Origin of the sequence: Candidatus Nitrospira allomarina, from assembly GCF_032050975.1 — a bacterium.
GTDB lineage: Bacteria > Nitrospirota > Nitrospiria > Nitrospirales > UBA8639 > Nitrospira_E > Nitrospira_E allomarina.
Window position 1 is genome coordinate 929,026 of the sequence record NZ_CP116967.1, and the last position, 13,314, is coordinate 942,339.

Below are 13,314 nucleotides of genomic sequence, written 5' to 3' on the forward strand. Positions count from 1 at the left end.
ACCTCCTAGTCGCCTTAGATCATCGTCAAAGCAAACAGCAAAACGGAAGCCGGCTAGAGACCGTTCGCCATAGGTTAAATATTTTATCTATACACGAAAAGGCGAAACGAACGTGAACCTCCGTCCTGGTTCCGCTATTGTTTTACAGTTTCGTCGCCGGAGCAGGAAGGTTGATTAAGGGAAATAAGGAGCGCAGAAACCTTTTTCTCTATTGAGAGCCAAAATTATGAGTCCTCGCTCAGACCTCCACATGAGTATATGGAAGGCATAGCAAATACGGTTATGTGGCGAGATTTGAATCACAAAGGTAGGGGACTGAAGACTGCCATTTGAATGAAAGGGAGATTGCCGATGCCCATATTCAAAGCAAGCTGGTTGAAGGGTGGTTTGGTTGTATTGCCCCTGATTGCACTCACCATGGTGAGTGCATGCCTGGGAAAGTTTGAAACGAAACCGATATTGACCGAACCGTGTCGCCTGGATTGGCAACAGCAAGCGGGCCTCTCCGAAGTCGATCTTCCTGATTCAACTGGGAGCCCTGGCCTCCCGGTTTTGGTATTTAATATCCATGACCGCCTTCTTTCCGACTCATTCTTCTCGAGTGAGGCCCATACTGAAGAAGAGATGGCATGCATTGGGGATTTAGCCTCCAAGTTCGATCTTGTGCTGTTTCAAGAAGCCTTTGTCCGGCCGGCACAACTCGCCCAATACACCAAACATGCCTGGTCATATCACCCATTGTTCACCGAAGGGGGTGGAGGTGACTGGTGGCCTCTTCGAGACATATGCCACATATGTTTGAGCCCCGGACTCCTGATGCTCGCTCGTGAACAACCTCCGTCTGTCCATTCAGAACCCTATGAGGCCTTTGCTGGCTGGAATACCGACCTGAATAAAGCCGATGATTTCTTTTCGAAGGGTTTTCAGCTTGTTCAGTTCCCAACATTTTGGGTATTGAATAGTCATATGGACGCCGGTCGTGGAGAAGCCAGCATTAGGGCCAGAGCGCTACAGTTTAGACAGCTTACTGCCGGCATTAGGCATTTCATTGTTCCTGATGCACCGTTGTTTGTCGGCATGGATGCGAATCTTCGACCAGACCAGGAAGAACGCGATGCAGAAATTTTGGAAGAATTTCTTACGTCGAATGCCTTAACCCTTGTGCACCAAAGCGGGCCGGATTTGATTGCCGTCAGAGGAATCCGCACAGAGCACTCACAATCCCTTCCACTCAAAGGCATCCTTAGCGATCACAACGCCCTATCCGTCATTATTTATCCACCATCCAGATTAGAGTCACAAGATTAATCAGGCTCCTCAAGCTAGGCATGAAGATGGGATGCAAAATTCCAAAAAATCAACAGAAGACTCGCTTTCTCATTGGAAGGCCCAATGGGGATTGTCCCATTTTCTGAAGATCCTCAAACTGCCAACAATGCCAAATGGGACGCAGAACAACAACTCAATTGGCAAAATTATATTTTTGTGTTGATGTAGACTTTTACTCCAGGATCGAAATCCTTCCCAAGGGAATCGAACATTTTTTCATCCAGGCTGATGAAACTCGTATCGTTATGAAGATTTTCATCCGCTAAAGTCCCCCGGTCAACGATGATAATTTTAGCTAGAGATGATTCCACCTCTTCGACAGTTTGAGACCTTTTCGACCTCCCATGATAGGGCACTTGCATCAGGAAGGCGGTATAGGAATCAAGGTTTTCCAACTCGCTTGTCGAAGCAATTGGGCCGCTGATATGAAGGGCGATCAATTTTTCCTTCAGGATTTTGGCCGCCTGGTAACTTGGTCTCTCCGGGAAAAAGGGTCCGTTAACGAGGGGAAGGAGAAAGGATAAAGAGACAAGAACCAAGCCCATGATATGAAGAATCTGTTCTTGACCGGACCGACCCTTGGCCAGATGTCCCACAAAGCCTAAACTCCCGCCAAGAAGAAACGGGTAAATAGAATAATAATATCGCCTTTCTCCTCCATAACCCGGTAAATAAATCACCACCAGACACCCGATTAATATTGCTGCCCATCGCCAGCGATCCGACCGGATATTCTGTGTCCATGGAGCATGAAACAAGAATCCAAATATGACCGAGACCAGCCCGATGCCAAGCCAGTCAAAGTCCTTCAACAGGCGTATAGTTTTCATCACATTACTATGGACAATCCGCAATTGATGCCGAAAATTCTCTGTACTTTCAATCGGGGACCAGTGTGAGTACTTTTTCGATATTGGATCCTCCCAGGAGGAAACTCGGCCCTGTTCGGGAATAAGAAAGTCAGTAAAAGTGGGGTGTCCTCGCCCAACACCAGGCGGCCCCATGACGGCATGACTAATTCCTGCACTAGTCGAAAAGGTCAGCCTTTCATACTTGAGAGACAATACGAAAATCCAAGGCCCGGCAACAAGCATTAACCCGAAAAAGGTAATCGCGGCGCTACGTAGAGCACGAATCGGGCTGGCCTGCTGACAAACGGTCCATAACCCCCCTGCCGCCACAATCAGAATAAATGCAAATGGCAACCCAGGCGCTTTTGCTAAATAGGCAGCTCCGAATAATATCCCGGCAGAAAATTGGACGGATGGTTTATTGCACCAATCGGGATGCAAAGTTCGGCTTATGGCTAAACAAAGCATTCCACTCATCAGGAGATCCGGAGTGATCCCTTGAACCGCCCAGTGGACACTAAAAAAGGCAACGATTCCAAGAGCCACAAGGACCGCGGAGGACCGGATCCCCAAAATCCGGAAGATCGCCAGACAGCCCACAAGGTACACAATCGCCGATAGTGCCATGGCCATCTGCGCAGCGGACAATGGTTCGTCCACAAAACCAAGCAACGGGACCATGATCCAACTCAACATGGGCCCCCAATAACCGGAAACCGCTAAATCAAGCTGTCCGGATGCATAATATTGGGCAATTCTGATATAGGAAATCCCATCGGTACTGATCCAATCCTGATTGACCCAACCAGCCCACAACAGCAACACAATCTGAAGAATAAAGAAGCCGAAACTGGCCTTGGAGATGTCTTGCCGACTCATCTCACCCATTAGACATACCCATTTTTAGTAAAATTCTCTGAAAACAGACGGCTCCTAAACGGGCCCTTCCTCCAATTTTTATCTCAAATACGGTTCGGGATTTCGCATTCCGTAATCTCATCATCTTTTTGCCCCCTTACATTCATTCATAACCAGCACTCCGGATGCTTCCCAACGCCGGGAGCTCCACACGAAAAGTCCTAATGTTCAAAGGTCGTGATTTCCTCATGCTTGAATCTCAACATTCAAAAACCCTTCGTAATTTCGCCAGGTATTGGGGGCAGAGTCGTCTCAGCGGTCAACACGATTCCACATCGTGAAAATATCATCCCATGCCAGAATATTTTGCTCGGGGAAGCATTTGACGCTTTAATGACTTCAATGTCCCCCAACGCTCGGCTGGTCACGCGGGTCACAAAATTTTGTTTATTTATTCGGAAATTCTGCTTAAGACTGAAGGAATGTTTGGTGGCTACTGGGACATCGCCAGACGAAAATATATACACAAACTAACTCCTCAGATATCCTTGACTCATTTTTTAGTCAGATAGCGGTGACTTACTTTTCACCAATAGTCCAAAGAGGTGGAATGAGAGCCGGATTAACATTAAACAACTCATACAAAAACGGGATCTCAGAAAACATAAGCAGGAGAAAGAGCATCGTGCTCAATCCAACATAAAGAACAAAGCCGCCTTCCTTGTATAATTTTTCGGGATTTTGAACGGGACTATCCTCCAACAAACCAACTTTAAGATAATACGTCAAAAACCCGGCACCTATGGGGACAAAAAGAATTAATTCCATATGATATCGGACAAGAAATATTCCAGACACAAAAGAACAGGCCATCGCATAGAAGAACATACTGAGCAATAGACGGTTTTCTGTGTAATACCCGAACGATTTACGATACCCCCGTGCACGTATCGGGTCACCTATACGTCGATACTCGGCAAATCGCTTAGTGGCCATGAAAAATGCGCCGACCATCCAGTATGCCAATACCAGGGATAGTGGAGGGATGCTGTTGGTTACAAGTGCAAACCACCCAAGCAACAACCGAATCGGATTATTCAGTGCCTCAGAAAGTACATCTAAATAAGGTAGTTCTTTCGTCCGTATCGGCGGAATATTGTAAATTAGGCCGCTCAACAAAAAAACGAGGGCTGTGGTTCCAAAATACGCATTTAGGGAAAAAGCAAGAACGATCCCTGAAGTCCCCAATAAAAACCATTCCAGCCAGGCCCAATTAGGTTTGACCTTCCCGGAAGGAACGGGACGGTCTTTTTTCACTGGATGGAGACGGTCATAAGGGGCATCAAGAAGCTCGTTTACCACATAATTGCTTGAGGCAACCAAACAGGTAGCTACAACAGCCAGAAGCAATGGGGGAAGACTAGCCCAGGCAAAGAGTTCCGGCTCATAAAACAGGGCCAGCACGATGCCCAGAATCATAAAGACATTTTTAAACCAGTGGTCGATCCTGGCGATCTGGACATAAGGCCAGAGTACCCGAAAAAAATTAGATGGTTGAGTGGATAACATCGCAAAGACCTCTAAAATTAGTAATCAAACGATATTCTGTTTTTGCACTCGCGTCCAACTCGCGAGGCGGTCGGCGGGAAAATATCACGTAAGGCATTCCGGCGGCTTTGGCACCACACGCATCGACGTCATACCGATCACCGACATACAACACCTCCCGAGGATCAAGATTCCAGAGGTAACAGGCATAGAGAAACCCTTTGGGGTTGGGTTTAAACGCATTAATTTCCGGATCCGTGGCGCATAGTTCCACCTCTAGCGGAGCATGAATCCCTAGCCTTTGCAATTTTTCTCTTACAGGGTAATCAGAAAACACGCCGGTTCGCAGGCCCCTATCAGCCGCTAATTGAAAAAATTCGTTCATGTTACGACGCCGACAAATCCTGAGATATTTCAAGGGGCGACGGAACATCCATTCACTCACCACTATTTCCACCTCATTGGGGGTCACACCGACTCGTTCGGCAACAAGGGAATATTGCAAATTCACCAAGGGGGTACTTGGATCTTCCATGGTTCGTAACGCTTCACGTCCTTCCCGAAAACATTTCAAAATTCGCCAGACACGCAGAGCCTTACGAATAGAACCTAATGTAAACGGAACGGTAGATACCTCAAAGGCCATCAGACCCCGTAGAGACTGCTGATGATAGAGGGTTCCGTCAATATCGAGCAAAACAGCACGAATCGGGTGAACCAGCTTCACGAAACAGTCTACTCCCCATAATCAGAAAAATGGTTATTGAAAAATTGACTCTCAAAAGCCCATAAAAACGATATGTAGTGGGCAAATACCTATATCCATCAAGGTACTGGATGATTGTTCAAAAACACCATTCTTGCCATCAAGAATTCCTTGAGGCATTTAAGCAAGAATTGTTCCGTATTGCTTATAATCGAAGGCCAAAATTACTGGCTGTAATAAAAAAGTTAAAAAAACGAACCACTGGGGGGACCGTAACCGATAGCGGCCGTTCAGATTACGCATAGGTCCCATTAAGCCAAGTTGAGAACGTTAGACGAGGCCTCATGTCCTCGGTTGGCTCTTCCTGTGAAACACGCTGTTTTCTGCCGACGGTAGGATAAATGGTGATAGTGATAGTTGGGACTAATTTGTCCTATAAAACCATCGCCCACCATTAACCATTAAAGGGAGACCGTTTTTGAGCAACTGCCGGTGGGGTAAGACGATTGATCTCCCTAGAATCCCTGTAGGGGTTTTGGATGGTTGTCAGCGCTTTTGCCTTTTTTCTCTCCTCGATAATGAAGCCGAAAGGCTTGTGGAAACCATTGTCTTTTGCATTTTTTTTGGGGAATAACGATGGCTAGTCGGATAATTTATACATGATTCCTCGTAATCCATGCTGCAACCGATCATTCTTAGAAAGGGGAAGCTAGATTATGGTCCCTTACTCCAACGGCTGGCTGGGTAACTCGATTGGGTGTCATGAAGCATGAACATTTCAACGGGTCGATCATACATAGCAATGATGAATTTTCCAGAGTACAACTCACAACCATTATTTTGAAGGGATGGGCAATTCGTGAATGTTCGTCTGGCTAAATATCGTGTATTAGCTCTATCCCCGCTATACTTACACTTGCTTCTGAAAGAAGGCAATTAACACTCCAAATACATGGTCGTCAACACAGTAATACTCTTGTGCAAGCTGTTCATTGAAGATCTTTGAAGCATGGCCTAGATTTTTTTGGCCCCGTAGGCAAACCCGGTTAACCTTTAGATTGATTTTACTACTTCAAACCTGGCATCTTTAAAATTTGAAATAAATCTAGAATGGTTAAATCAGACTAGGTGATCTCTAAAACAATCAATGATTTTTGAGGCGCCGAAATCCCTGGACATATCCCCCCTGTTCTTTTTCGAGGGAGTACCCACATGTGCCAGAGCCAGAGTTACATCTATCTGATCTGTTCTGTCATAGAATGCAAAACATGATTGCGGCCATCTCTTTAGAGGCCCCTTCGCTGCCCCTTATCCAGCAGTTAATCGCTGACAACCGAATGCCAAATCTCGCGGCTCTTCAACGAGAAGGCGAGGTCGTCAACCTCGACCCCCCATTTCTTGATGGAGCAGTTTACGCCACCCTCTATACCGGGCAGCATCTCTCGGAGCACGGAATTTATTCCTTGTTTACCTGGTCTGCTCCCGAGCAAAGGCTTCGACTGTCTCACGAACTCCTATCAGATGAGACTCTGTTCCGACGTCTGGACCGAGCAGGTAAACGAGTCCTTGCCATCGATCCACCCGAACACCCCATGCAAGAGCTGGCCAACGGTAATGTGGTGTGTGGATGTCAGTTTCGATCACGCGTCCACTTGGCCAAATGGTCGCATCCTCCGAGCTTGGGCAAGGAACTTTTAAAACATCTTGGCAAGACTCCGAGAGGTGAGGAGACCTTTGGTCAACCTGCGCAGCACCATCTCCTCCACCTACGGAAAATTCTTCTGCAGGCGCCTAGCCGCCTAGCCAGCGGGGTTGAACGATTGATGGAGGAGAGGGCTCCCGATGTCCTCTGGTTGCACATGGCTGCGATCCACCTTGCGGGTCACCAGCTTTGGGATCCAGCGTCCGTCGACGTCATCGGGCAATCCCCAACCGGAACGGCTCTGTTGGAGAACTCCTTAATTGACGTATATCTAGCAGCCGACGCAGCACTCGGTCGAATAATAAAAATTCTGCCTGACAATGCAGATCTCCTTGTGTTCTGGGCTAAGGGAATGGGTCCGGAGACTTGTCGGTCCGATCTTCTTCCCGAAATGTTGGAACGGATTCTGACCCCTCCCTCCTCGGTCCGCGCATCATCAGGAAATGACATTTTGACGAAGCTGCGTGCGATTGTACCCACCTCGTTTCGTTCTAAAGTCGCAGATGCCTTACCGGACTCACTTTCGCTCCAACTCACGGCTCGACTGGGAACGATTGGGAAGGACTGGAAAGTGGTACGGGCCTTTTCGCTCCCTTCAGACGGCCCTGGATTGGTTCGGCTCAACATCCGCGGGCGTGAGCGGAATGGGATTGTCATGGAATCCGAAGCAAAAGTGCTCTGCGACGTGATCGCCGAGGGCCTCCGAACCTTTAGCGACATCGATGGGAAAGAGTGCATCGTGGGCATTGAACGACCCGAAGACCATTTACCTCCCGGGGAGAAACTAGACAGGCTTCCCGACCTGGTAATCCGATGGACTGGCGAACAATCTACGAACCTGCGCGGCGTGACTTCCCCGATATACGGCACAGTCTTGCGCGGAGGTGCGGGGTCAGGACGGTCGGGAAACCACATACCGGGCGCCGGCGCGATCATCGTCCCACGATCGGGAGCGTATCAGGCGATCAATGGCCGAAACCCTCATCTGGTTGATCTGAGTGCGACAGTCTGTGCAGCAGCGGGCGTGCCCCACAAAGACCTTCCCGGCCAGTCATTTCTCGTATATCGATGAAAATCTGTGATTATGGAGATCCAACCTCCTTTTACCAGGGGAAAATGATTGCACCCGGCACCATTTTCTGCAGAAATGCGTTACCCAGATACAATGCATTGGATATGCTGGCCTCGGGCCTTTTCAAGTATGTTATTCGAAGAGTTATTTGGAAGGGCACACATCCTTGAATGTGATGGAGAACTACCGGAGGCTGGAGGGTCAACAGACTCTGGTAGAGTTAGGGGCGTGTAAGAATCTCTCCCCGTTTAGCCTTTAAGGCATTGGTTCGAATGGCATGATCAAATATATGGCAAAAATACATTTGCTCTATCCACTCGGCATTGCGAAAGATTCGCCTTTTTTCGAGAAAATTGAACTTGGTAATTTTTCTGAAGTCATGTCCATTATTAAATTCCTCAATGGCCAGGAGTTCGCCGCAATATGGGTTGTGTAATTCTCGTTTGACATCGTCAAAATACATGACCACCATCGGAAGAAACAAATCGGAAGGCCCATCAAATATAGTCAAAGCGTCCACTGTGCTACTATAGTAATCCAGATCCACAGAGATGAAACCAATTGGAGCTCGGACATCATTCAAAAAACCTTTTATAGTATCCTCGAGGTTTCCGAAATTGATGCGCGCATTTTCAGGAAGCTTTCTTAACAACAAATCCTTATCCTGGAGAGGAAAATCACCCTGACTATAGTACTCCGGGTGATCACGGAAGTCTTTTGGGGAGGGCAACCCCAACCCAGTATCAAATCCGACGATATTGAACTTCACCCCCGTTATTTCAGTGATTCTCCTGCCTACTTCGCATAGGTTAAGCAGTCCCGACCCATTAGCGACCCCAAATTCCAGCACCGTCAGACGATCAACATTAATTTCTCGTGCAATGTCGGCCGCTCTGAGTAGCCCAAATGCGTGATATCGCCGTTCAATCAAATCGAAATCGATTTTGGTTCTGTAGCTTCCCAAGAGAGCCACAAACCCTGAAATAAGATTTAAGTGTAGTGGTTCCGAAAGTCGCTCTACAAAAATGTTCCGGAGGGTGTCGGGTTCTCGGATGCTTCGCAGCAAATACCTAAACATCAATTCTGATCCTTCATATATCCAATATTCAGCAGATTATGACTTGCATTCTTTCCTTCTTGCCAAATGTCATTCTGGATTAAAAAAACAGACTGGCAATCCTCCATTTGCAAACCAAATAAAATCGACTTCAAAAATAGATTTAATTTCTCAAATTTCGCTGACATTACTATAATTTTCTCATAAAGTCATTCGTACTATGTTACATAAGTCATCCCTATTTTTGGGGGAAAGAGAGTAATCGACGAAACCCGCAATTCAGCCGTGAGCGTAAAGAGGCTCATGCCGGAGTTGCGCTATACGCTTTTCAGTGAGGAAGGTCCGGGAAATGCTTGTTTGACGAGATCGACCTCCATCCTGATTTCTTTGGGAAAGTTTGGAAAATGAATTAATCCTAGACTACGCTATCCCTTGAGATCCACACTCATATGTAATTCTTTTCTATCGGCTCAGATATTGGTCCCTCCCACTTCCCTCGTTGATCACCCTTTCCCTGTTTAGGTAATAAACTATATCTTATTTATTTACGTGGATTTTTACCCTTAAGATGCTATTAAATTTTAGGAATTGAAACCAAACATCCCGACAGTTTCGGCTAGAATGAAAAAAATAAAGATACTGTATGCCTATCTTGGTTTTTACCGCGATGCCGGTGGGGAACATTCTCCGTTGGGCCTTGCCGAGGAACTTGATCGCGAGCGCTTCAGTTTCGAGATGGTGACTTTGATGCCGACCACCTCTACAATCGGCGTTGCGGTACAGGCAACCGGTTGCACCATCCATGAACTCGGACTGGGCATTCCCCGCATCACGGAACCAATCCACATCATCAAGGTTATCAAGGCCTTTTATCAGACGTTCCGCAGAATTCAACCGGACATTGTTCAAACACAATCAGGCTTTTGCAACGTCTGGGCTCGCCTGGCAGCCAAACTGGCGGGTGTGCCCGTCATTATCATGACGGTTAATTTTGATGAACCACAACCGAGATGGATTCTGCGGCCGCTGATAAATGCCATGCACCACTGGTTGGCGACGAGCACCAAAGCCTACGTCTGTATCGCCGAACATTTGATGAAGGAACAGTTGCAGCCCTACGAATGGGGTCGTGCCGAAATTATTGACCAATTTTTCGATCTAAACCGCTTTCTGGCGGGCCGCACCAAATTGCCGAAAATCCGAGCCCTAACCGATCCTGCCCATCCATTACTCGGCATTGTCGGACGGCTCGAATTCGAAAAAGGGCATAGGGTGGCAATCGCGGCCATGCGGAATATCGTCGATGTGGTACCCGGCGCTCGCCTCCAGATCGTCGGTGCCGGCAGCTTGGAAAGGGAACTCAGAAAACAAGTCGTGGCATTAGGACTCTCCGACCACGTCGAATTCTCTGGTCACCGGACTCAGATTTGCGAGATCATGTCCCATATGGACCTGTTGATGATCCCTTCATACAATGAGGCGTTTGGTTTAGTGGTGTTAGAGTCGATTGCGGCGGGGGTACCCTTATTGGGAAGTCGCAGCGGTGCATTCCCAAAAATTCTTGACAACGGAAAATATGGTACATTGGTGGACCCATCCAATCCTGAAGCCTTGGCAGAAGCTGCCATCGATATGATCGGTAACCCGGCCCCAGCATTGGTCAAGGTGAAGGAGGCTCGAGCTGCAGTGCTCAAGCGATATACCAAAGAGGAAAGCGCCCGCCGACACGCTCGTCTTTATATGCGTTTAGCCGAAAATTCTTAAGTAAAAATTGCGAAAAAATTTCCATTAAGTAATAATTGTCTGGTTGACTGTAGGATTTAGGCAGTTAAATCATTCAAATTCGATCCTTTATAAAACAAAGCAACTGGAGGTATACCCATGCTTGATAATGAACGCTCTGGAACTGGCCACAATTCCGAGCCGGTGGTTAGTGTGCTGATTGTGGCCGACCATGACACAGATCGCCATGCAGAACTTGCCGATCTCCGCAGTTGCCTTCAAGCACTCGCCACACAGGAAGTGGACGAACCCGTTGAGTTTTTACTCGTTGAAACGGAAGAGCGTGCACGGAAAATTCCAGCCGACTTGTTGGCCGAGTTACCCAGCTTAAAGGTGATCGGAGTGCCCAAAGATGCTACCTACGAGCAAAAGAACGCTGGCGCTCAGGCAGCTCAGGGTAAAATCATAGCTCTCTTGGATGCAGACTGCATTCCGGTTCCCGGGTGGCTCAAGTCACTGATCACCACATTTCGGTCTCACCCCCAATATGTTGCAGTGAGCGGCCGCACCATGTATGAGGGCAAAACCGCCACCGAACGATGCCTCTCAGTCTTATCCCGCGGCTTTCTCGACCCAGGGAAAGAAGGCCCGACCCGCTTCATTTCCAATAACAACTCCGGTTTTCTCCGAAAGGTTTACGAACGGTTCCCCCTCCCGGAAAATGAAGGACCTTACGCAGCACAGCTACAATCTGCTGCCATCATGCGGGACGGCGGCCGTTTTCTCTTTCAGCCAGCCATGACCGTGATACACGACTTCGAGGGCTGGTCAATGGAGCGCGATATTCGTTGCCATATCGGATGGGCCACTATCCGTATCCGTCAGCTCGATCCCGGGTTGCGATACAGTTGGCTCCTACGGCTCGGACAGGCTTCAATTCCTATATTTTTCATAGGCAGAGTAATTGAGAGCTTGGGGACATGTTTTCGAGTTGGCCAACAATACGGTCTGCGACTGACAGACTATCCAGTCGCACTGGTCCTCACGTTTTGGATACATTTCCTCGAAATCAACGGTATGCTCTTAGCATTCCGGCACCAGCGAGTAGACAAAACGAAATATCGCTGACCATTATGGCCAAGCTTTTCATTGCTTCGCTGGTTGACCCGGCTTCGCACCCGGGTGGTGCAGGAACCTACACTCGCGGACTCCTTGCCGCGCTGGGGAGTAGCCACGTAGTCAATTTGGCAGCTCCTCTTCACCCCCCCCCAGGCCCATGGTATCGGTCGCGCCAAGTATTGTCGTTGGCTCAATCCTACATTTCTGAACTTCCAGCATTGACATTGTTTACCCGTCAGCCCGAGTTTAAGCTGAGAATTCGCAAAATTGCGCGGTCCCAGCATTTCGATGCGGTGTTGATCAACGGCGGTGACATGTTATGGGCCGTCAATGAGTTACCGCCTGAAATCCCCACAGTGCTCATCGCGCATAATCTGGAGCACCAGGTGCTGACTCAAAAACTGGCCAACTACCCATTCCTTTCACATGTCCTCAAACGAGAAATTATCAAGCAACGTCGATATGAGATCGAGGGGTTCCGTCGCTCCCGAGGGGTTATATTTCTTTCTGCGGCTGAAATGGCTTGGGGTTGTAACCAGGTCACAGGACTGCGAACTCTTCATGTTCCGCCGATGTTTACCAATCCTCCTATAGCCCGTCACCCGAAGCCCAACGGCCATCTACGACTTGGATTCCTTGCCGATTTCGCATGGTGGCCCAATCGCCAAAGTTGGAAGTGGCTCATGGATAAGATTCTTCCCAAGGTGGGCCGCCCAATCACGGTTCACGTTTTTGGACGACAGAGTGACCAGATACCCACTCGTGGCAGAGTTATTTCCCATGGCTTTGTCCAAAACCTAAGGGAGGTATGGGAACAGGTTGATATCATGATTTGCCCCATTCACGAAGGTGCCGGCGTGAACATCAAGGTTGCGGAGAGTCTATACAATCAAATGCCGGTTCTCGCGACCACCCTGGCGGTACGGGGCCTCGAATGCCCCTCCGGACCTGGCCTGACGATCATGGATAGTGCTGAGGAGTGGGTTGCCTTCTTAAGTTCATCGCAGGCTGATCTGCTCGCCGCCGAAGTCCCATCGGAGGAATTAAGCCGACAATTTTCTCCCGACCGCCATAGAGAAAAGCTGGAAAATTTCATTAAGGAGGTAATCCGAGTTACCCCGATGTAAAAAACCTATAAAATTGGTGCAGGACACACTTCCCTCAGTCTACTGCAAACCTTTCGAATGCGCACATAAAACCGGCGCTAACCACAAAGCAACCATGACACACTAACATGTTTTCTCATTTAAGGTTTCAATCTTCATTTTAGAGTCTGTCTGCACACCTCTTTACCCCCTGCTGAGCCCAGGCCAGCTGAGACCAACAACACGGCCGAAAGGTCAAAGGGCC

The 13,314-nt window shown here is 48.2% G+C and carries 9 protein-coding genes; 5 read left to right on the top strand and 4 right to left on the bottom strand.

The genetic code is table 11. The annotated features are described in order from the left end of the window. The first annotated feature begins 351 nt into the window (after positions 1 to 351). Positions 352 to 1,308: a hypothetical protein gene (locus tag PP769_RS04000; RefSeq protein ID WP_312645484.1), complete on the top strand. Its 957-nt coding sequence runs from the start codon at positions 352 to 354 to the stop codon at positions 1,306 to 1,308. A 167-nt stretch (positions 1,309 to 1,475) separates the two neighbouring features. Here PP769_RS04000 and PP769_RS04005 read toward each other — a convergent pair whose 3' ends face one another. The 3 genes from PP769_RS04005 to PP769_RS04015 all read right to left on the bottom strand — a co-directional run bounded on the left by PP769_RS04005 (position 1,476) and on the right by PP769_RS04015 (position 5,313). Then, a complete protein-coding gene (locus PP769_RS04005) occupies positions 1,476 to 3,068 on the bottom strand; it encodes a glycosyltransferase family protein (RefSeq protein WP_312645486.1) in 1,593 nt (530 codons plus the stop codon). Positions 3,069 to 3,617: 549 nt separating this feature from the next. Further along, a complete protein-coding gene (locus PP769_RS04010) occupies positions 3,618 to 4,607 on the bottom strand; it encodes a UbiA prenyltransferase family protein (RefSeq protein WP_312645488.1) in 990 nt (329 codons plus the stop codon). After that, entirely contained in the window at positions 4,585 to 5,313 is a 729-nt protein-coding gene (locus PP769_RS04015; protein ID WP_312645490.1) for an HAD family hydrolase, read from the bottom strand. The genes PP769_RS04010 and PP769_RS04015 overlap by 23 nt, the downstream gene beginning before the upstream one ends. 1,247 nt (positions 5,314 to 6,560) lie before the next feature. Between PP769_RS04015 and PP769_RS04020 the strand changes: the two genes are divergently transcribed. After that, positions 6,561 to 8,066 (top strand): alkaline phosphatase family protein, encoded by a 1,506-nt coding sequence (locus PP769_RS04020; RefSeq protein ID WP_312645491.1) that lies wholly within the window; start codon positions 6,561 to 6,563, stop codon positions 8,064 to 8,066. Between the two features lie 220 nt (positions 8,067 to 8,286). Here PP769_RS04020 and PP769_RS04025 read toward each other — a convergent pair whose 3' ends face one another. Continuing rightward, the gene (locus PP769_RS04025; RefSeq protein WP_312645493.1) at positions 8,287 to 9,144 is read right to left on the bottom strand and encodes a hypothetical protein; all 858 of its coding nucleotides are present in this window, start codon (positions 9,142 to 9,144) and stop codon (positions 8,287 to 8,289) included. Positions 9,145 to 9,744: 600 nt separating this feature from the next. Here PP769_RS04025 and PP769_RS04030 point away from each other — a divergent pair. From PP769_RS04030 to PP769_RS04040, 3 genes are all read left to right on the top strand, one after another. Then, on the top strand, positions 9,745 to 10,887 hold the full coding sequence (locus PP769_RS04030) for a glycosyltransferase family 4 protein (protein ID WP_312645495.1): 1,143 nt from the start codon (positions 9,745 to 9,747) through the stop codon (positions 10,885 to 10,887). A gap of 117 nt (positions 10,888 to 11,004) precedes the next feature. Continuing rightward, positions 11,005 to 11,973 carry a glycosyltransferase family 2 protein gene (locus tag PP769_RS04035; protein WP_312645497.1) on the top strand — a complete coding sequence of 323 codons (969 nt, stop codon included), beginning with the start codon at positions 11,005 to 11,007 and terminating at the stop codon, positions 11,971 to 11,973. Positions 11,974 to 11,978: 5 nt separating this feature from the next. Continuing rightward, positions 11,979 to 13,091, top strand: coding sequence for a glycosyltransferase (locus PP769_RS04040; protein ID WP_312645498.1), 1,113 nt, complete (start codon positions 11,979 to 11,981; stop codon positions 13,089 to 13,091). Positions 13,092 to 13,314: the final 223 nt, after the last annotated feature.

Excerpts from the sequence above, each read along its gene's own strand:
- PP769_RS04010 (WP_312645488.1), bottom strand. The coding sequence starts at position 4,607 with ATGTTATCCACTCAACCATCTAATTTTTTTCGGGTACTCTGGCCTTAT.
- PP769_RS04035 (WP_312645497.1), top strand. The coding sequence starts at position 11,005 with ATGCTTGATAATGAACGCTCTGGAACTGGCCACAATTCCGAGCCGGTG.
- PP769_RS04020 (WP_312645491.1), top strand. The coding sequence starts at position 6,561 with ATGATTGCGGCCATCTCTTTAGAGGCCCCTTCGCTGCCCCTTATCCAG.
- PP769_RS04030 (WP_312645495.1), top strand. The coding sequence starts at position 9,745 with ATGAAAAAAATAAAGATACTGTATGCCTATCTTGGTTTTTACCGCGAT.
- PP769_RS04025 (WP_312645493.1), bottom strand. The coding sequence starts at position 9,144 with ATGTTTAGGTATTTGCTGCGAAGCATCCGAGAACCCGACACCCTCCGG.
- PP769_RS04040 (WP_312645498.1), top strand. The coding sequence starts at position 11,979 with ATGGCCAAGCTTTTCATTGCTTCGCTGGTTGACCCGGCTTCGCACCCG.
- PP769_RS04000 (WP_312645484.1), top strand. The coding sequence starts at position 352 with ATGCCCATATTCAAAGCAAGCTGGTTGAAGGGTGGTTTGGTTGTATTG.
- PP769_RS04005 (WP_312645486.1), bottom strand. The coding sequence starts at position 3,068 with ATGGGTGAGATGAGTCGGCAAGACATCTCCAAGGCCAGTTTCGGCTTC.